Source organism: Streptomyces sp. JNUCC 63 (genome assembly GCF_054366325.1).
The window spans coordinates 817,020-836,818 of sequence record NZ_CM135963.1 but is presented as its reverse complement, the minus strand read 5'-3'; the positions used below and the strand labels follow the sequence as shown (position 1 = coordinate 836,818).

The window sequence follows — 19,799 nt, the reverse complement described above, 5'->3', positions numbered from 1 at the left end:
GCCGGGTGTGTCTCGACAGGGGCTTGCCGACCAGGCGTCGTCACGGTTCTGACCGTCCGCGCGGTCCGGTGCCGGCTACGCGATGAGCCGTCGGGTCGGAAGGTGAACGAGCAGGACCGGTACGTCCCCTGCCCGGCGTACCCGCCGACGTCGGACGACGGGGATGTGGTCCTTGGAGTGGACATGCACCGGGACGCTCATGTGGCTGCCGTGCCCTCTTTGGTGGGGGAAGTGATCGGCATCGAGGTGTTCCCGGCCACTGCGGCCGGGTACGGCGAATTGCTCGAGTGGGTCAGGGGGTTGGGCACGGTTCGGCGGGCCGGAGTGGAGGGGACCGGCTCCTTCGGGGCGGCCCTGTCCCGCTACCTGCTGGCCCAGGGTGCGGAAGTGTTCGACGTGAACCGTCCGTACCGGACCGACCGTCGCCGGCGCGGCAAGTCGGACCCGCTCGACGCCCAGAACGCGGCCCGGGTGGTGCTGAGCGGGCGGGCGCGTGCCCAGGCCGACTCAGTCGATGGACCGGTGCAGATCGCCCGGATGTACAAACGCGCCAAGGGCTCGGCAGTCAAGGCCCGCACGTAGGCGATCAACCAGCTCAAGGCTGTCCTCGTCAGTGCCCACCCGAACCTGCAGGAAGAACTGGCCGGGCTGAACAATGCAGAACTTTTCCGTTCCTGCGCACGGCTCGCCGAGGACAGCAAGAACGACGAGGACGATGAAGAGGCGGGGCTGCAGGCCACCCGCGCCACCCTGTGTCTGCTGGCCCGGCCAATCGGGCAGCTCACCGAGCAGATCCAGGACTTGGAAGGCCGACTGGCCCGACTCGGGGAAGGCCACGCCCCGCAGCTGCTCACCGTGGTGGGCATCGGCCCGGACACGGCTGTCATTTTGCTGATCACGATGGGGGACCCGGAACCCGGTCTGAGGCTGCCCGACCTCACGCTGACAGCGGGCTGGTGGCTCCATGCCGCGCTGCACCTGCGGCCCGGGGCTCCCTTGACCCTGGAAGACGACCGCGGGCTGGCCCTCCGGCTTATCTGTTGGCGCACCGAGTACGAGAGGAGCTCCTACCACCTCGCCTGGCCGCGGATGACCGGTTGTGCTGTCGTGATCCGCCCCGATCTACTGGAAGTCCTGGCCGAACGGGCGCCCGCAACCGTCGTCATCCGAGACTTCGTCATGCTCCTTAGGCATGGCGAAGAGGGGAAATGACACGAAAGCGCTCGGTCGTGCGGGGGAGGAGCGTGCTGGTCGGCCCTGGTCCTCGGCAAGTGGAGTGAGGAGACCGGCTACGGCACACAGGACGACGCGATCGAATGCCTCACGCAGCTCTACGCGGAGAAGAAGCGGACGGCGTCGTCGGTTGCCGAGGCCCGCCGTGAACCGGGTCAGCAGGCGGTCGCGGAATGTCCTCCGAGTGGTCGAGTGCGGTGGGTCCGGAGCTGTTGAGCCGTTCGCTCTGGCTCCCAGGACCAGGGCCATGGCTGGGAATTGCTGCCCTTTCACGCCGTGGATCGTGGAGAACGGCAGCGTGGGGCGGACATCTATCTTGGTGAGCTTTGCCCACACGGTGGCAGTGGGGGCTCGGATGCCTCCCCGGCCGAACCGCTCCGGCACATCACGTCGGGGAGCATCGGTTCGGATCCGCCACCGAACGCCGTCTGTCAGCCGCCGTCGCGTCCGAACCGGCGGACGGCCCGGCTTGATGCCCTGCGGCAGCAACGGCTCCAGCCGGCCCACTGGCCATCTGTCGGGTCACCACGCCCACAGGGCATGATCATCCACGACCAAAATCCATTTCCGCAACAGACCTCAGCCGTCCTTCAACCGGCGTGGCTGAGTCGCCTCCCCCAGACCATCCGCTCGCGTCGCCCCGCGGCACGCCGTGGGAAGGGACGACCCCTCCAGATTGGGGATAGGGGGGTGCCCAAGACGAGGCTGCCGCGGTGTACGGGAATTGGGGACCTTGGAACCCGCTCATCGCAGCCGACCGCCCGGCGCCGGTCGGTCCGTGTGTCGCCACAGAGGGGGAATGTCGTCATGAGCAAGTTCGCGCGGGGCGGGGGCAGAAGGAAGCGCACCGCCGCCGCCGGCCTCGTCATCTCCGGCATGGTGATCAGCGCCTCGATGGCGCCCGTCACCGCCCAAGCCGCCGTTCCGGTCTTCCCGGACAACATCACGATCTTCCCGGACCGGGACTTCGTCTCCGTCGACGGATTCTCCGAGCACGCGGGAGAGCAGGTGACCGTCGAGGTGCGGCGCCCCGGCGTCGGCGTCGTCGGCTCGGCCACCGGCACGATGGCCGCGGCGGCCTCGATCGCAGCGGGCAACCCGGCCATCGAGATCAACCACCCGGGCGGCCTGTGCTGGGGCGCGGGCGGCGGCCCCCAGGTGACCCCGGACATCCGGGCCGGGGACGTGGTGTCGGTCAAGTTCGGCGGCACCGTGGCCGCCGACGCCACGACCCTCGATCTCGGTGTCACCGGCGGCACCCTGACCACGCCGACCACCCTGGTGATCCAGGGGCGGCTCGGGCCCCAGGTCGATCCGGCGTTCCTGGAACAGCGGATCGTCGAACCGGCCCTGCGCGACACCGTGGTGGCACGGCGCGACGTGCGGGCGGCGCCCGGCCCGCTCACGAACGCGCCGAAGGGCGGCTACGCCTCCGGACTGCAGGCGGCCGACGGCAAGTTCACCGCGACCTACGAGTTCCTCGACGCGGACACGGCCTCCACCGCCGCCGGCGGTCTGTACATGGCGACGAGCTGGCAGGACCAGGACTCCGACGGCAACACCCAGGGCGTGACGATCTCGGAGTTCGGCGAGGTGGGCGGGCCCGGGATGGGCGGCTGCCCGCCCGGCCCGTCGCAGCAGGGGCCGGCCTCGCCGACCAACGTCGAGGTGCGCGATCAGGGCGACTCGACGTCCGTGGGCTGGACCCCGCCGCGGCCCGTCCCCGGCGCCGCGCCGGTCCTCGGATACACCGTGCGAGCCGTCGACCAGCTCAGCAGGAACAGTGTGCAGAGCGAGGTCGGCGTCCGCGTCAACAATCCGGACGCGACCTCGGCGACCCTGCCGGGCTCCGTCAAGGGCAAGCGCGTCGAGGTCAGGTCGTTCAGCGAGACCGGCGAGTCCTGGCCGCCCGCGCTGCAGGGCAACACCCCGTCGGGCGACACCACGCCGCCGACCGTGACCGCGAAGCCCGCCGGCGGCTTCTACACGGACGACACGCAGGTCACCCTCAGCGCCGACGAGACCGGCTCGGAGATCTACTACACGCTCGACGGCTCCGACCCGCTGGAGGCGGGCACCGCCGGGCCTGCGGCCACGCTGTACACCGGGCCGATCGAGCTGAAGGCGTCCGACGGGCCGAAGACCCTGCGGTACGTGGCTTTCGACCCGGCCGGCAACGCCTCGCAGGCCAGGATGGAGAAGTACACGTTCGGATCGACCAGGGCGCCGAGCGCCCCGCAGGGGGTCACCGTCCAGGGCTCCCACGCGAGCGCGACGGTCCGCTGGACGGCGCCCGAGGACCCGGGCACGTCGCCCCTCACGGGCTACGAGATCACCGCGACGCCCGCCTCGGGGACGCCGGTCACGGCCACGGCCGGGCCCAGCGCGTCCAGCCTGCTCCTCACCGGGCTGACGAACGACACGAAGTACACCGTGACGGTCGTCGCCGTGAACGCGGTGGGCCGGGGCGCGGCGTCGACGCCGGCCGACGTCACCCCGAAGGTGCCCGCGGTCGACAAGATCGCGATCACCCTCGCCAAGTGGAAGTCCGGCGACCTCAGGCTCGACGGAACCGGGTCCATCCCCGGTGCGTCGCTGACGTTCCGCTCCGGGTCGCCGACCGGTCCCGTCTTCGCCACCGGCGTGATCGTGCAGCCGGCCGCAGCGGGCGCGGTCAACGGCACCTGGAGCCTGCGCCTGAGGACCGGCAGTGCCGCGACGAGTAACCCGTCCCCCGTCTACATCTCGTCCGACAAGGGCGGAACCCTGGGACCGGTGACCGTGCCGAACAGCTAGAGCCTGCCGCGGAGGTCCCGCCTGCCTGGGGGCGGACGACGGGATTTTCGCAACAGCGCCGATCGACCGGCCGGTGCCCCGGCAGGCGGTGTTCGTTCCCTCGACGAACCCGCCGATCGGGGAGCCGGCCAGGACAGGGCAGCCGTAAGAGCCCCCCGTTCACCGGCCGCCCTGTTCCCTCCGGGCAGCCGGTGGACCCCCCTCCACCGGCTGCCCGCTCCTTGCCCACCCGCCTGGTCGCCTCTCCTCAGCGGTGCATTCAGGAACACCGCGGGCCTCCCACGGCCGAGGAGCACGACCGGCGTACAGCCCGTCCACCGGCACGGGCATCGCACTGCCGGTGGGCACGTGCGGCGCCGCACATGCCCACCGGGTACGGACCAGCACCGAGCAGTACCGATCAGCACCGAGAAAAGAACACGGGCATCCGCGACTCCAGGGGGAGAGCAGGGCCCGAGCGCCGCTTCGGCGGCCCACCATGGGGGTGAGCACGCACATGCACGAAAACACGCTGTCCCGACGTGATGCGATGAAGTTCGGCGTCCTCGCGTCGGCGGCCCTGGCGCTGCCACTCGAACGCGTCGCGCGCGCCAAGACCGCTTCCGACCGGATCGCGGTCAGCAAGTTCCCGAAGCCGTTCACCGTGCCGTTCGCGGTGCCGCCCGAGGCGGTTCCGACCAAGCGGTCGAGCACCACCGACTACTACACGGTCAGCATGCGCAGCGCGGTGACGGAGATCCTGCCCGGCATGAAGACCGAGACCTGGTCGTACGACGGGACGTTCGGCGGCCCGACGATCCGGGCCACGCGGGGCCGGCCGGCCGTCGTACGGCAGATCAACGAACTCCCCTCGGTGCATCCCCGATTGGGGTACGAGTCGTGGACCTCGGTGCACCTGCACGGATCGGGATCGCTTCCGGAGTACGACGGCTACGCCAGCGACATCACACGGCCCGGCCAGTACAAGGACTACCACTACCCGAACTTCCAGGACGCCCGGACGCTCTGGTACCACGACCACGGCGCCCACCACACCGCCGAGAACGCGTACATGGGCCTCGCCGCGATGTACACGATGCACGACGAGCTGGAGCAGTCGCTGCCCATCCCGAAGGGCCGGTACGACGTGCCGCTGCTCATCCGCGACGCCATGTTCGACCGCGACGGGCAGTTGCTGTACGACGACGAGGGGCACTCCGGGCTCTTCGGTGATGTGATCCTGGTCAACGGCCGGCCCTGGCCCGTGATGAAGGTCGAGCGGCGCAAGTACCGCTTCCGGATCCTGAACTGCGCGATCGCGCGGGGCTTCAAGTTCGCGCTCAGCACCGGCGATCCGTTCGTCTTCATCGGGACGGACGCCGGGCTGATGCCGCAGCCCCGTTCGGCGACCAGCTACCGGCACGGCATGGCCGAACGGTACGAGGTCATCATCGACTTCGCCAAGTACAGGATCGGCCAGCGGGTGGTCCTGAAGAACCTGAGCGTGCCGAACGTCGAGGACTTCGACACCACCGGCGACGTGATGGCCTTCGACGTCGCCGGCGACCCCACCGACCTGTCGGGCAACGCGATCCCGGACCTGCTGAACCCGAACGCGCCCGCGATGGACCTCACCGCGGCGATGGCGAAGAAGAGCCGGACGTTCGAGTTCATCCGCAAGAACGGAACCTGGACCATCAACGGCAAGACCTGGGCCGACGTCATCGCCTCCGACTACGAGTACGTCTGGGCCGACCCGGGACTCGGGGACGTCGAGGTCTGGGAGTTCGTCAACAAGTCCGGAGGCTGGTTTCACCCGGTCCACGTGCACCTGGTCGACTTCAAGGTGCTGGACCGCAACGGCAGGGCGCCCGACCCCTGGGAGCTCGGTGGCAAGGACACGGTGTACGTCGGTGAGAACGAGACGGTGCGCGTGGCGGTCAAGTTCGGCCCGCACACCGGGCGTTACATGATCCACTGCCACAACCTCGTGCACGAGGACCACGACATGATGGCGCAGTTCCGCGTGGGACCGCCCAGCACCGAGCACCACCCGGTCTTCGCAGACCCGGCGAAGGCCGAGCCCGCTCCCGAGATGGGAGGCGACGATGACACCCTCGCCTGAGGCGCCGATGGCCGATGGGGCGGTGCCGGTGAGTCGTGAGGGCCTCGTGGGCGGCCTTCGCGCCCCGCACGTCGCGTCGCTGCTCTGCGTGGCCGCGGCGGCCGGGGACCTGGTCGCCTTCCAGCAGCGCGTGGCGCACGGCCTGGCCGGGGCCATGCCCTTCCTGCTGGCCGCCGTCGTCCAGCTCGTCGCGGCGCGGCAGGTGTGGGTCTCGCGGGGCACGGCCGCGGCGCTCTCCGCGGTCCTCGTGCTCGGTCTGCTGATCGGTTCGTACGTGGTGGCCGCCAGTACCGGCGTGACCCTGGGACAGCGGAACCGGCCGGTCGAGGCCGACCCGCTGCTGACGGCCGGACTGTGCGCGCGGCTCGCCGCACTGCTGATGCTCGTCCGGTCCCTCTCCGGCCGCGCCCGGTCCCGGGCGGTCAACGGACTCCTCGTCATCGGAACGGTCCTGTGGACACTCGGACTGACCGGCCTGCTCGGGTGAGCCCGCCCCGGCGGCCCGCGGTACGGCGCCTCGCCGTACCGCGGGCCGCCGTGCGCCGGGCCGTCGCGTGCGTGGTGGTGGCCGCGGCCTTCGCGGCCGGCAGCCTCCTGCTGGAGCGCGTACGGGTGGAGTCGACCAGCATGGAGCCGACGCTCCGTGCCGGGGACCACCTGCTCGTCGACGAACGCGCCTACTGGCGCCAAACGCCCCGGCGCGGAGACCTCGTGGTGTTCGACCAGGGCGGCTCGCGGCTGGTCAAGCGGGTCGTCGCGGTGGCCGGTGACACCGTCGGGATCGAGGACGGGGTCCTCACGGTCGACGGCCGCCCCGTCACGGAACCGGCGATCGACCGGCGGACCCTCGACGGCCTGTACTACGGGCCCGCGCACGTGCCGCACGGCACCGTCTTCGTCCTGGGCGACAACCGCCGGCACTCCGTCGACTCCCGGCAGTTCGGCCCGGTGCCCGTCGGGGAGGTGAGGGGACGGGTGCTGCTGCGCTGGTGGCCGCGTCCGGGGACGCCGTGAGCGTGATCCGGGTCAGGGGCCGGCACGACCCGTGACCCGCAACCGCCATGGGGGGCGGCACGCGGGGCCGCCGCCCTCGCCGTCGGCCGCATGCCGCCCGCCGGCCGCACACCGGGAGCGATCCGCCCGGTGGCTCAGGCCCGCGGCGCCACCGCCACGATCGCGTCGAGCACCGCGTCGATCCCGGCGTCCTTGTGCAGCACCGTGCAGGCCCCGGCGTCGAGGGCCGCCTGTTCCAGCCGTCCGCCGACCGCGGACGTCAGCACCACGACTCGGGTGCCGGGCCGCAGGACCAGCAGCCGCCGGGTCGCTTCGGCGCCGTCCAGCACCGGCATGGCGAGATCCATGAGCACCACGTCCGGCGCGAGCCGCAGTGCCGCCGTGACGGCCTCCGCCCCGTCGCACGCCACGCCCACCACGTCGACGAGTGCGCTTGCGCCCAGGACGGTGGCCAGGGTGTCCCGCACGAGCTGGTGGTCGTCCACGACGAGCAGGCGAATCGGCATGGTTCAACGGTGCCTGGTCCCGGGCGCCACGGCCATCCCCAAACCAGAGGGGCCGGCCACCCGGAAAAAGCACTATTCCTGCACAACTAATGGGCCTTTCCTCACATACCGTGGTTCCATGTCTCCTGCGGACCGGCAGCGGTGGCGGTTCGCCCGGTGGGGGGAACATGGGGGGACACAGAGGTTCGTCGCCGACGCGCGTGCTGATCGTCGACGACCATCGGACGTTTGCCGAGCTGCTGGCCTTCGCGCTCGGATCACAGCCGGACTTCGACTGCGCGGGATGCGCGGCGACCGGGTCGGCGGCGGTCGAACTGACCGCGAGGGAACGCCCGGACATGGTGGTGATGGACATCTCGCTCGGCAGGGAGAGCGGACTGGACGTCACCCGGCTGGTCCGCGAAGCCGCGCCGAGCGCGATCGTCGTCATCGTCTCGGCGCACCGCGACCCGGATTGGGTGGTGCGGGCCGCCCAGGCGGGCGCGAGCGCGTTCGTGCCCAAGTCCGGATCGCTGGAGGAGATGCTGACCGTTCTGCGGGAGGTGCGACAGGGGTCGATGCTGGTGTCGGCGTCGATGTTCGGCGACGCCGGCCGGCCCCAGGTCACCGACGAGCCCGGCGCGGCCAGTCTCACCGCCCGGGAGTCCGAGGTGCTCGGCCTGATGGGCAAGGGCCTGGCGCCGGCCGCGATCGCCAGGCTGCTGGGAATCAGCGTCAACACCTGCCGCGGCTACGTGAAGGCGATCCATCTCAAACTCGGGGTGCGCTCGCAGTTGGAGGCCGTCGTGAAGGCGCAGCGGCTCGGCCTCGTCGAGGCGGGTGCCGATGGCTGACCGGACGGGCGGCGGCTCCACGGCGGAGACGGGGGGCGGCAGAACCGTCCGGCGGGCGCTGGTCGCGATGGTGCTCATCGGAGTGGGTGCCTTCGCGGTCGTCGGGGCGGGCGCCGTGGTGGCCGCCGACTCGATCGCGGAGAAGACCGCGCTCGCCGAGGCGGCCCGCTCCGCGCAGCTCATGGGCAACGTGATCTTCAAGCCGGCCATGCCGGCGCTGCTCCGCGGGGACGTCTCCGCGCGGACGCGGCTGGACGAGGCCGTCAGGGCCCGGCAGCACGAGGCCGGCGTCGTCCGGGTGAAGGTGTGGAACCGACAGGGCGACGTCCTGTACTCCAACGAGCACCGCGCCATCGGGATGTCCTTCCTCAACGACGACGTACGCAGGACCATCGACGAGCGGGCGAGCTGGGCCAGCCTGTCCGACCTGGCCGACGAGGAGAACGTCACCGAACGCCACGGCGGCCGCCGCCTCGTGGAGGTCTACGTCCCGCTCGACCTGGACTCCGGTGAACGGCTGGCGCTCGAGGTGTACTCCACCGACGCCCGCGTCGCCGCCGCGCGGACCGAGCTGATGCACACCCTCGTGCCCTTCTCCATCGTGGCGCTGCTGCTTCTGCTGGTGGCTCAACTTCCGGTTTCGGCCCACCTGTTGCGCCGCGTCAGCAAGGCGGACGCGGAACGCAGCCGACTGCTCAGCAAGGCCCTGACCGCCTCCGAACGGGAGCGGCGCGCGCTCGCCCGCGACCTGCACGACGGAGTGGTGCAGGACCTCGCCGGGGCCGGATACGCCCTGTCGGCCGTCCGCGGCGCACTGCCCCCGGGGGCCGGCGCCACGGCCGACGGCATGCTCGACAAGGTCGGTGAGGTCCTGCGCGGCGCCGTCGGTTCACTGCGCACGATGATGGTGGACATCTATCCGCCGGACCTGACCGAGGACGGTCTGCCGCAGGCGGTCGAACTGCTCGCCGAACGACTGCGCAGGGAGGGCCTCGACGTCACCACGACCGTCGAGGTCCGGGCCGCGCTCGGACCCGACCTCGCCGCTCTCGTCTACCGCTGCACGCGGGAGTGCGTCACGAACGTCCTCAAGCACGCCGAGGCACGGCACGCCTGGATCGAGGTCACCGGCGGTGGGGAACGGCTGCTGATGCGGGTGGCGGACGACGGGAAGGGACCGGGAGACGCACTCGGCAAGACCGGTCACCTCGGCCTGCAGCTCATCCGGGACACTGTCACCGAACTGGGCGGCGGGATGACGGTCACCGAACGCCCCGACGGCGGCACCGAGGTCCGTACCGTGCTGCCGCTGCGCACCTGACCCCCTCGTTTTGAGGGGGTCGCACCCCCAAAGGCGAGGCTGCCGCAGGCGGCGGCGAGGACCCACCCTGGACGCGTTGCATCTCAAGGGCACCCGGGGGGAAACGGATGCGCCGCATCATCACCATGTTCTGCCTTGTTCTCTGCCTGGCGGCCGCGTCCGCCGGGCCCGCCTCCGCGCACACCGGCGTACGGTCGAGCGATCCCGCCGCCGGCGAGGTGCTGCCCGGCCTGCCCGCCCAGGCGGCGCTGACGTTCCGGCAACCGGTGACCGCGAGGGAGAACGCGGTGCGCGTGTTCGACGACCACATGCGCCGAGTGGACCTCGGCGGCCACGCCGACGACCGGCCCGACCCCGTCGTTCGGACCACCCTGCCCGGCGGCCTGCACCCGGGTACGTACACCGTGGCCTGGCAGGTGACGTCGGCCGACGGACATCCCGTGGCAGGCACCTTCCGTTTCTCCATCCACAGGGCCAGCCGGGTCGTCGGCGTCGTCCCGCCGCTCGGCGGTTCCGGCAGCGCGTGGGCGAGCCGCCTCCTCGGCGTGTCACGCGCGGCCGGTTACGTCGGACTCGCGCTCGGCCCCGGCGTGCTGCTGGTCGTACTGTGGCTGTGGCCCGCCGGGCTGCGTGACCGCGGCGCCCGGGGCCTGGTGTGGGCCGGGCTCGGCCTGCTGGCCACCGGCACCCTCGCGGTCCTGGCCGTCCACGCCGTCTGGGCCGACGGCCGGCCGCTGTCGGACGCATGGTCCGGCTCCGGTGCCCATCAGCACGCGGCGCTCGCCGACTACGCCTACGCCGTGCGCTTCTACGCCCTTCTCGCCCTGGGCGCCGCGACCGTGCTCGCGACCCTTGCGGCCGGCACGTCGGGCAGGCGGGCCAGGGCGGCGGCCCTCGTGGCGACCGCGGCGGCCGTGGTCCTGTGGAGCACGTGGCCGGTGACCGGCCACTCCGTCGACGGGCGGTACACATTCCTCGCCCTGGCCGCCGACTTCGCCCATCTCGCCGCGATGACCGTGTGGCTGGGCGGACTCGCGCTGGCCGCGGCGGTTCTGGCGAGGCCGGGAGCCGTCACCGCGCTGGCCTCCGTGCTGCCCCGGTTCTCCCGGCTCGCGTTCGCCTGTGTGACCGTGCTCGTCGTGACAGGCACCTTCCAGGTGTGGCGTGAAGTGGGCACCGTCGGCGCCCTCTTCGACACCCGGTTCGGCCGACTGCTGCTCCTGAAGACGGCCGGCGTGGCCGTGGTCGTCGCGCTCGGCGGCGTCGCCCGGCGCTGGCTGCGCCGGCACACGACGGTCCTGGCACCGACTCCCTTTGCCACCGCACCCGTTGGCGGGACCGGGGCGACGGCGACACTGGTCGCGCCGGCGCCTCCCGCGCTGCCGGACACGGCGCACGTACGCACCCTCCGGCGCGGCCTGGTGGCGGAACTGCTCGTCGGGGTCATCGTCCTGGGCGTCACGGCGGCCATGGTCGTCACCAATCCGCCCGCGTGAGGCAACGCTTCACCGGGCCGCACACCGGCCGTCCCCACTCAGTGGGTACGGCCCTGGAACGCCCGGCGTCACGGCACAGTCCGCCGCCGACGCCGTACAGAACCATCCCGCGCCGGATTCAGGCCGGCCGCTCCCACGCCCCCTGTCGTCCGTGACCAGCGTGCACGGACGCCGAGAGAGGAATCACCCATGACATTTCTCCGGCGACCGGCCCGGATGGCCGCGGCCCTGCTGACCGCGGGCCTGCTCATGATGACGGCGGCCCCCGCCCGGGCGCATGTGCACGTGCACTCCGAGGACGAGGTGAAGCCGGGCGCGAAGGACGTACGGATGACGTTCCACGTGCCCAACGAGAAGGACGACGCGCGCACCGTCGGCGTGTGGATCGAGGCACCGAAGGGCGTGCGGGGGATGCGCGCGGAGCAGGTGAAGGGGTGGACCGCGCAGCAGCAGGCACCCGGCGGCGGGAGCGGCACCGTCGGCTGGTCCGGCGGCGCGATCAGCGGCGAGGACGGGGCCGATTTCGTCGTGCACATCGACCGCGTCCCCACCGGCGTGGACGCGCTGACCTTCGTCGCCAAGCAGCAGTACGACGACGGCGAGGTCGTCTCCTGGGACCAGCCGGCCGAAGAGGGCAAGCCCGAACCGGAGCACCCCGCCCCGGTGTTGAGCCTCACCGGAGCGTCCCATGCGGAGTCGGCGCCCCACGCCGGGGAGAGCCTGGGATTCGCGCGGACGGCGGCGATCGTCTGCGGTGTGGTGGTTCTCCTGGCGGCCGCGGCGCTGCCGGCGCTGCGCTCCGGGGCGCGACGCAGGAAAGCCGTGTCCCGCTGAGCCGTTCCCCCTGCGTGGCCGCAGCGCACGCACCCGCGCGGTGGCGGCCCCGCGTGCGAGAGTGGCCGTGACCCGGCTGCGCGAGGGCGTCGAGCACGACGCCGCCCGCCGCAGCGTGGTGCCTGCCTCGCGCGTGCGGTACGGCACGCAAGACCCCGCGGGGACGTCAACCGTGCTCGTCACTTCGCACGCGGAAACCGGGCACGGAAGACCGCTCCCTCGCCGGGGTCACCCCCGACGGTGAGCGAGCCGCCGTGCCGCAGCACCACGTCCCGGGCGATGGCCAGTCCGAGACCGGCACCGCCTGCATCGCGGCTTCGGGCCTCGTCCAGGCGGACGAACCGCTCGAAGATCCGCTCCCGGTCCTCCGGAGCGACCCCGGGACCGTCGTCGCCGACGGTGAGGACGACGTCGTCGCCCTCGACGGCCACGGTCACCTCCACGGCGCCCGCCGCGTGCCGTTGGGCATTGTCCAGGAGGTTGGCGAGGACCCGGGCAAGTTGCGTCCTGCTGCCGGTCACCGCGAGCGACTCGCCCTCCAGTGTCACGGCGGGGGCGAACCGGTCCGTCGCCGGCCGCGAGGCCACCTCCTCCCGGACCACGTCCGCGAGGTCGAGGCGCGCGCCGGCCGGACTTTCCCCGGCGTCCAGCCGGGCGAGGAGCAGCAGGTCGGTGGCCAGGTGCTGCAGGCGCACGACGTCCTGGACGAGGTCGTGGGTGTCCAGCAGATGCGGGTGTGCGTCGGCGACCTCCAGTTGGGTGCGCAAGTTGGCGATGGGGCTGCGCAGTTCATGGGAGGCGTCGGCGATGAAGCGGTGCTGCCGCTCGACCGACCTCTCCAGGGCGGCCAGCGTCTGGTTGGTGGTGCGGGCCAGCCGGGCGATCTCGTCCCCCGACCGGGGCTCCGGAACCCTGCGGGACAGGTGGCCGCTCCCGGTGATCTCCGCCATCTCGGTGCGGATGCCCTCCACCGGCCTCAGCGCGTGCCGGGTGACCAGCCAGGTCACGGCCGCCACGACGGCGAGCAGGAACGGCAGGCCGGTCAGCAGCGACTTCGTGACCTGGTCCAGGGCGGCCTGCTCCTCCTCCAGGGAGATCCCCGCGTAGACGGTGTAGGTGCGGCCGTCGTAGGTGGTGCCCTGTACGGCGGCGAAGCTGTAGTCGTGGGTCGCGCCGGCCACGGTGGCCCGGATCGTGCGCCGCTGTACGTCGGTGCCGACCTTGCCGCGCGGGGGGCTGCTGGTGGCTCCGCCCTTCCCGCTGTCCTCGCTGCTGCCGCCGCGCCCGGAGTGGTCGTCCTCGCCGCCGCTGCCGCCGCTGCCGCCGCTGCCGCCGCTGCCGCCGCTGCCGCCGCTGCCGCCGTGGTTGTCATCGGTCGGTTCCTTGGTCCTCCCGTCCGACGCGGCGGGGTCGTCGTCGCTCCCGCCGCGGCCGCCGGAATCGTCACCGCCCTTGCCCCGGCTCCCGTGGTCGTCCACGGGGACCACGGTGCGGACGATCCCGGTGCCGACGGGGACGTACACGGCGGCGAGCACGCTACCCGGAACGCCCGCACTGCTGTTCGCGTGCGCGGCCGTGCCGGTCGCACCTGCCGTCCCGGACGCCGATGGGGAAGGCTGTACGAATGCCGCTCCCGACCCCGATGGGGACGGCGCTGCGGACGCCGGTGCCGTGGAGGTCGAGGGCGCGGTGGACACGGGCGCGGCGGAGCTGTCCGCGGCCGGGGCGTAGTCGGCGACGGGGGCACGGCCCGCAAGGGCGGCACCGGCGCCCAGCACGTGTCCGGCCGAGTCGACGACCTGGACCACGCGTCCGTCCTCGGGCAGGTCGAGCCGGTCGAACCGGCCGTTCAGCGCGTCCTGGGAACCGGCCACCGTACGGGCGGTGACCTCGGCCTCCAGGCCGGCCCGTCCGGTGAGGTTGTTCCGGAGCACCTCGATCACGCCGAAGCCCGCCACGACCAGCGCGAGACAGACCACCACGGTGGCCGCGAGCGCCGCGCGCGCCCGGACCGACGCCAGCGGCCTAGACATCGCGTCCCCCTTCGGCCTCCAGGCGGTATCCCGCGCCACGCACGGTCTTGATGGAGCGGCGTCCGAAGGGCGCGTCGATCTTGCGGCGGAGCGCGCTCACGTAGACCTCGACGATGTTCGGGTCGCCGTCGTAGGCGAAGTCCCAGACGTGCGCGAGGATGTCGGCCTTCGAGACCACCTCACCGGCATGCTGCGCGAGGTGCTCCAGTACCGCGAACTCCTTGGTGGTCAGGGGGACTTCCTCCCCGTCACGGGTCACGCGCCGGGCTGCGGGATCGAGGCTCAGGCTGCCGACGCGCAGGACCGGGGAGCCGGTGCGGGCGCGGCGGCGCAGCAGGGCGCGTATGCGGGCCTGGAGGACGATGTAGGAGAACGGTTTCGTCAGGTAGTCGTCCGCGCCGGTGTCCAGGCCCTCCGCCTCGTCGTATTCGCCGTCCTTGGCGGTCAGCATCAGGATGGGCGTGTCGTTGCCGTCGTCCCGGAGCGAGGCGCAGACCCGGTAGCCGTTCATGCCGGGGAGCATGATGTCGAGGACGATCAGGTCGTACTCCTGCTCACGGGCCAAGTGCAGCCCGCCGACACCGTCATGGGCCACGTCCACGGCGAAGCCCTCGGCGGCCAGTCCCCGCGCGAGGGCGGTGGCGAGGCGTCGCTCGTCCTCGACTATCAGCAGGCGCATGCCCACAGGGTGTCAGAACCTTCCTGAAGACCGGCTCAGGTTGCTTCAGCCTGGCTTCAGGATGCGTGGCGCACGGTGGTTCTCGTCCGGTGAACGCGCCGGACGGACTCCGCGCACCGGCCGCGGAGCGAACGAAGGGACACGTCATGAGCATCTCCCGGCTCACCGGCCGCCGTCGTACCGTCGCAGCCGTGCTCGTCGCCGCGGCCGTGATCGGTGGAGGCGCCGTCACCGCCACGGCCGTCACCTCACCGCCGGGTCACCAGGCCCCCGGCCCGGCCGCCCCGTCGGCGCACCACCACCGGCACGGTTCGGACGACCGGAGCGCGGACGACCACGGCCGTCACTCCGGCACGGACCACGGTGCCCGCACCGGCCAAGACACCTTCCGCACCGCACCGGCGACCCAGAGCATGCCGGGCACCGCCGTGGAGGACCGGCCGCACGCCGACGACCACCCGACCGCGCATCACGGCCGCTCCGGCGACCGTAGTCCCGAGGCCCGGCACCACGCCGGCGACGACCGCGGCGGTGTGAAGGGCCGCGGCGCGGACGACCCGGTGGGCGACGACCGCGGCGGTGCGAGGGGTCACGGTGCGGACGATCCCGCCGGTGACGACCAGCACCACGGGCGCAGCTCGCACGACGGCCGGGACGACCACCACGGCGGCGGCTCGCACGGACGCCACGACGACCACTGACGGCTCCGGACCGCGAAGTCGACAGGCCGACAGATCGACAAGGCTTGGCCGTCGGCAGACCGGCTAGGCAGGCAGCCAGGAAAGACCTGCAGGTCAGTCGACCTACAGGACCGGCAGACCGGCTGACCGGCGAACGGACAGACCGGCAGACGAGAGACCGACCGAGGCGGCGAGCGGGACGGTCTGTGTTCGCCTTGCTCTCGCTTGGGCGTGATGGGGATCTCGGTGCGCAGGAGAGGTGCCGGTCCATAAGCTGATCCCGCTCGTCTGCCGCGGTTGAGGGGAATCGCCCTATGAGCGAGCTGCGGACCCTGGCCTGCCAGGCGTCAGCGAACTCAGCAAGCAGTCAGCAAGAGTTCCTCAAAGAGCGGCCGCAGCAGTCGACAGTGAGCCACTGTACGCTGGAAGAACAGCCCTTGACCTGCGAAAAGCGGGCAGGGAGCCGAATTCAGGGAGTTCCTATGCTGCGCACTTTGATCAAGTCCAAGATCCACCGCGCCACCGTCACCCAGGCCGACCTGCACTACGTGGGATCGGTGACCGTCGACGCGGATCTGCTCGACGCGGCCGATCTGCTGCCCGGTGAGCTCGTCCACATCGTCGACATCGCCAACGGGGCGCGGCTGGAGACGTACGTCATCGAGGGTGAGCGCGGGTCCGGGGTGATCGGTATCAACGGGGCCGCCGCGCACCTCGTCCACCCCGGCGACCTGGTGATCATCATCAGCTACGCCCAGGTGACCGACGCCGAGGCGCGGGCGCTTCGGCCGCGCGTCGTGCACGTGGACGCCGGCAACCGTATCGTGGCGCTCGGTACCGACCCCTCCGCGCCGGTGCCGGGGTCCGACCAGGAGCGGAGCCCGCAGGCCGTGCCGGCCTGAGCGGCCCGACCGACCAGGAGCGTACCGATGAGTGACGTCGAGATCCGCGACGACCGGACGGCGGGCCGTCTCGAGGCGGTCGGCGACGGTGAAGTGGTGGGCCGCGTCGAGTACTTCGTCCTCGACCGGCCCAGGCCCGCGCTGGTTCCCGTCCACACGGTCGTGGAGCCGGAGCACGAGGGGCGGGGCATCGCGGGCTCGCTGGCCCGCGAGCTGTACGCCATCGCGCGGCGCGAGGGCGTCGCCGTGGCCCCGCTGTGCCCGTACGTCGTCAAGTGGGCCGAACGCCACCGCGACGAGGCCCCTGCGGCCGACCCCGAACTTCTGGGAGCCGCGCGGGAGTGGCTCGCCGCGCACCCCGGACGGTTTTGAGCACGTGGTGCTCGCCCTGCTGCATACCTCTCCGGCGCACGTCCCGGTCTTCGACGCGCTGCGCGACGAGGCCCATCCCCGCCTGGAGCTACGGCACTTCGTCGACGAGGAGCTGCTCCGCCGGGCCCGCCGGGAGGGGCCGGCGGCGGTGACGGACGGGGTGCGGGCGGTACTGCGCGGGGCCGTCGCCCAGGGCGCCCGGGCCGTCCTGTGCACCTGCTCCACCATCGGCGGCGTCGCGGAGGCGGAGGCAGAGGCGGTTGGGCTCGGGGTTTCGGTACTGAGGGTGGACCGGCCGATGGCGGCCGCCGCCGTCGCCGCCGGACCGCGGGTGGTCGTCCTCGCGGCGCTGCGGAGCACCCTCGCGCCGACCACCGCGCTCGTCGACGAGGAGGCCCGCCGCGCCCGGCGCTCCGTCACCGTCCGCTCCGTGCTCGTCGACACCGCCTGGCCGCGCTTCGAGGCCGGCGACACCGAGGGATACGTACGCGAGGTGGCGGCCGCGGCCGACCGGGTCACGGACGCCGACGCGATCGTCCTGGCCCAGGCCTCCATGGCCCCGGCCCACCGCCTCACCACGACCCCGGTGCCGGTCCTGTCCAGCCCTGTCCCGGGCCTCGCGGCAGCCGCACAGGCCATACGAGCCGTGACGCCGACGACGTGAGCCCAGCCGGGTCCTCGCCCTGTCGCCGTCGGGTGACTGGCGGCGCGGGGGTCGGGTAGGCGGGGGGAGTAGTCCAGAGCCGATGTCGACCGACTGGCCGGAGGACGCCATGACGAACCCGTACCCCGACCCCACCCCGCCCTCGCCGGGTCCCGGGCCGGGTCCCACACCGGGGCCGGACCCCCAGCGCCCACAGCCACAACCGGGCCCCGTCCCCACACCGGAGCCACCCCCGGCCCCGCAGCCCCCTCCGACGCCGGGACCCCCGCCGGGCCCGACTCCGGGTCCCCCGCCCCCGGGCCCGATCCCCGGCCCTCCGCCCGGTCCTCCGCCCCCGGAGCCCTCCCCGTCCCCGATCCCCCCGGGCCCGGAGCCGGTTCCGAACCCCGAGCCGGGCCCGCCCCTCACCTGACGGCCCGGCCCGCGAGGGCGTACGCACCCAGCCCCCGCGAACGCCGACGGTGGGCGGCCCCCGAGCCGCCCACCGTCTCTTCGAGAGAGCCGATCGTGCGAGCCGACCGACCGCTGTACGACGGCCCACGCCGCCGTACCCGCGAGCCGGCGCCTCACGCGCCGTACCGCCTCTCCCGCAGCCCTACGCCGTGACCTCCGACCGGTCCCCGCCCCACAGCGTGTGGAAGGAGCCCTCCCGGTCCACCCGCCGGTAGGTGTGCGCCCCGAAGAAGTCCCGCTGCCCCTGCGTCAGGGCGGCCGGGAGGCGTTCGGCGCGCAGGGCGTCGTAGTAGGCGAGGGCCGCCGAGAAGCCGGGGGTGGGTACGCCCTGACGGGTCGCGGCGACCAGGACCTCGCGCCAGTCGTCCTGGGCCGCCGCGATCTCCTGGGCGAAGGTGTCGTCGGACAGCAGGCTCGGCAGGTCCGGGCGGGCGTCGTACGCGGCGCGGATCCGGTCCAGGAAGGCCGCGCGGATGATGCAGCCGCCGCGCCAGATGGCGGAGACCGCGCCGAGGTCGATGCCCCAGCCGTACTCCTCGCTGCCGGCGGCGATCTCGTGGAAGCCCTGCGTGTACGACACGATCTTCGAGGCGTACAGCGCCTGCTCCACCCGGTCCGCGAAGGCCGCCGCCTCGGACTCCGACAGCGGCGACGCCTTCGGGCCCGAAAGGCCGCGCGAGGCCTCCCGCAGGGCCGCGTGCCCGGACAGGGAGCGTGCGAAGACCGCCTCCGCGATGCCCGACACCGGCACGCCCAGGTCGAGGGCGATCTGCACCGTCCAGCGGCCCGTGCCCTTCTGCTCGGCCTGGTCCACCACCACGTCCACGAACGGCTTGCCGGTCGCCGCGTCCACGTGGGACAGGACCTCCGCCGTGATCTCGATCAGGTACGAGTCCAGACGGCCCCTGTTCCAGGTGCGGAAGATCTCCGCGATCTGCGCGGGGGAGTAGCCGGCGACATCGCGCAGCAGCTGGTACGCCTCGCCGATCAGCTGCATGTCGGCGTACTCGATGCCGTTGTGCACCATCTTCACGAAGTGACCCGCGCCGTCCGGGCCCACGTGCGTGACGCACGGCGCGCCGTCCGCCGCCTTCGCGGAGATCTTCTCCAGCATCGGGCCGAGGGAGTCGTACGACTCCTTCGAGCCGCCCGGCATGATGCTCGGCCCGTGCAGCGCGCCCTCCTCGCCGCCGGAGATGCCCGTGCCCACGAAGTGGATGCCCTGCTCGCGCAGCTCCCGCTCCCGGCGCCGGGTGTCCGCGAAGTGCGCGTTGCCGCCGTCGATGATCATGTCACCGGGCTCCAGCAGCGGTGCGAACTCCTGGATCACCGCATCGGTCGGCTCACCGGCCTTCACCATGATGACCAGGCGGCGCGGACGCTCCAGCGCCGCCACGAACTCCTTGGCGGTCTCGGCCGCGATGAAGTCGCCCTCGTGCCCGAACTCCTCGACCAGGTCATGCGTCCGGGACGCCGTCCGGTTGTGCAGCGCGACCGTGTAGCCGTTGCGCGCGAAGTTGCGGGCGAGGTTGCGGCCCATGACCGCGAGTCCGGTGACGCCGATCTGGGCTGTAGTGCTCATACCGCCTGCTCCTCAAAAATCCGGTGGATCATCAGGTGGAACGCCGGGGTCCCGCCGCCGGCGGTGCCGACCGCGTCGCCGTCCATGCCCGCCAGTATCGCCGCTCGTGCCCCCACGACCATCCTGACGTGCCGGTACGGCGCCCGCACATCCGGACCCGGCACGCTTCATTACGCACGCGGGTGCCCTGTGGCTCATTCCGCACGGCAGATACCGGAGGCTCGGCGCGCGTCCCGCCGATCCGGCCAACCGGGGCCCGTTACCGGCCACTTGAGGTGTCGAAGCGGCCGATAGCCG

At 72.4% G+C, this 19,799-nt stretch carries 17 protein-coding genes and 1 pseudogene; 14 read left to right on the top strand and 4 right to left on the bottom strand.

What is annotated here, in order from left to right; genetic code table 11:
• Nucleotides 1–102: 102 nt before the first annotated feature.
• The 6 genes from ACX25U_RS03855 (at nt 103) to lepB (ending at nt 7,147) form a co-directional block, all read left to right on the top strand.
• Nucleotides 103–582: an IS110 family transposase gene (locus ACX25U_RS03855; protein WP_454389068.1), complete on the top strand. Its 480-nt coding sequence runs from the start codon at nt 103–105 to the stop codon at nt 580–582.
• 219 nt (nt 583–801) lie between these two features.
• Complete coding sequence (locus tag ACX25U_RS03850; protein ID WP_454389066.1) at nt 802–1,212, top strand: hypothetical protein; 411 nt, start codon at nt 802–804, stop codon at nt 1,210–1,212.
• An 828-nt stretch (nt 1,213–2,040) separates the two neighbouring features.
• Entirely contained in the window at nt 2,041–4,029 is a 1,989-nt protein-coding gene (locus ACX25U_RS03845) for a fibronectin type III domain-containing protein (RefSeq protein WP_454389065.1), read from the top strand.
• Between the two features lie 496 nt (nt 4,030–4,525).
• Nucleotides 4,526–6,133, top strand: coding sequence for a multicopper oxidase family protein (locus ACX25U_RS03840; protein ID WP_454389063.1), 1,608 nt, complete (start codon nt 4,526–4,528; stop codon nt 6,131–6,133).
• Complete coding sequence (locus ACX25U_RS03835) at nt 6,117–6,620, top strand: hypothetical protein (RefSeq protein ID WP_454389061.1); 504 nt, start codon at nt 6,117–6,119, stop codon at nt 6,618–6,620. The genes ACX25U_RS03840 and ACX25U_RS03835 overlap by 17 nt, the downstream gene beginning before the upstream one ends.
• Entirely contained in the window at nt 6,617–7,147 is a 531-nt protein-coding gene (gene lepB / locus ACX25U_RS03830; protein WP_454389059.1) for a signal peptidase I, read from the top strand. Before ACX25U_RS03835 ends, lepB begins: the two co-directional genes overlap by 4 nt.
• Nucleotides 7,148–7,281: 134 nt before the next feature.
• Here the strand turns inward: lepB and ACX25U_RS03825 are convergent, their stop codons facing one another.
• Nucleotides 7,282–7,653 carry a response regulator gene (locus ACX25U_RS03825; protein ID WP_454389057.1) on the bottom strand — a complete coding sequence of 124 codons (372 nt, stop codon included), beginning with the start codon at nt 7,651–7,653 and terminating at the stop codon, nt 7,282–7,284.
• Nucleotides 7,654–7,820: 167 nt separating this feature from the next.
• On the opposite strand from ACX25U_RS03825, the gene ACX25U_RS03820 reads away from it, so the two are divergent.
• From ACX25U_RS03820 to ACX25U_RS03805, 4 genes are all read left to right on the top strand, one after another.
• On the top strand, nt 7,821–8,486 hold the full coding sequence (locus tag ACX25U_RS03820) for a response regulator (protein ID WP_454389055.1): 666 nt from the start codon (nt 7,821–7,823) through the stop codon (nt 8,484–8,486).
• Nucleotides 8,479–9,807 (top strand): sensor histidine kinase, encoded by a 1,329-nt coding sequence (locus tag ACX25U_RS03815; protein WP_454389053.1) that lies wholly within the window; start codon nt 8,479–8,481, stop codon nt 9,805–9,807. The genes ACX25U_RS03820 and ACX25U_RS03815 overlap by 8 nt, the downstream gene beginning before the upstream one ends.
• A 107-nt stretch (nt 9,808–9,914) precedes the next feature.
• Nucleotides 9,915–11,303: a copper resistance CopC/CopD family protein gene (locus ACX25U_RS03810; protein ID WP_454389051.1), complete on the top strand. Its 1,389-nt coding sequence runs from the start codon at nt 9,915–9,917 to the stop codon at nt 11,301–11,303.
• Nucleotides 11,304–11,492: 189 nt separating this feature from the next.
• Nucleotides 11,493–12,137: a DUF1775 domain-containing protein gene (locus tag ACX25U_RS03805; RefSeq protein ID WP_454389049.1), complete on the top strand. Its 645-nt coding sequence runs from the start codon at nt 11,493–11,495 to the stop codon at nt 12,135–12,137.
• 179 nt (nt 12,138–12,316) lie between these two features.
• Here the strand turns inward: ACX25U_RS03805 and ACX25U_RS03800 are convergent.
• A pseudogene (locus ACX25U_RS03800) lies at nt 12,317–13,468 on the bottom strand (sensor histidine kinase); the annotation flags it as partial.
• A 694-nt stretch (nt 13,469–14,162) separates the two neighbouring features.
• Nucleotides 14,163–14,849, bottom strand: a complete 687-nt coding sequence (locus ACX25U_RS03795) for a response regulator transcription factor (protein ID WP_454389047.1) — start codon at nt 14,847–14,849, stop codon at nt 14,163–14,165.
• A gap of 146 nt (nt 14,850–14,995) precedes the next feature.
• On the opposite strand from ACX25U_RS03795, the gene ACX25U_RS03790 reads away from it, so the two are divergent.
• The 4 genes from ACX25U_RS03790 (at nt 14,996) to ACX25U_RS03775 (ending at nt 17,467) form a co-directional block, all read left to right on the top strand.
• A complete protein-coding gene (locus tag ACX25U_RS03790; RefSeq protein ID WP_454389045.1) occupies nt 14,996–15,550 on the top strand; it encodes a hypothetical protein in 555 nt (184 codons plus the stop codon).
• Between the two features lie 461 nt (nt 15,551–16,011).
• Nucleotides 16,012–16,431, top strand: a complete 420-nt coding sequence (gene panD / locus ACX25U_RS03785) for an aspartate 1-decarboxylase (RefSeq protein ID WP_454389043.1) — start codon at nt 16,012–16,014, stop codon at nt 16,429–16,431.
• Nucleotides 16,432–16,458: 27 nt separating this feature from the next.
• Nucleotides 16,459–16,803 (top strand): GNAT family N-acetyltransferase, encoded by a 345-nt coding sequence (locus tag ACX25U_RS03780; protein WP_454389041.1) that lies wholly within the window; start codon nt 16,459–16,461, stop codon nt 16,801–16,803.
• Between the two features lie 7 nt (nt 16,804–16,810).
• Entirely contained in the window at nt 16,811–17,467 is a 657-nt protein-coding gene (locus tag ACX25U_RS03775; RefSeq protein WP_454394802.1) for an aspartate/glutamate racemase family protein, read from the top strand.
• A gap of 595 nt (nt 17,468–18,062) precedes the next feature.
• On the opposite strand, the gene gndA is transcribed toward ACX25U_RS03775, so the two are convergent.
• On the bottom strand, nt 18,063–19,502 hold the full coding sequence (gndA, locus tag ACX25U_RS03770) for an NADP-dependent phosphogluconate dehydrogenase (protein ID WP_454389039.1): 1,440 nt from the start codon (nt 19,500–19,502) through the stop codon (nt 18,063–18,065).
• Nucleotides 19,503–19,799: the final 297 nt, after the last annotated feature.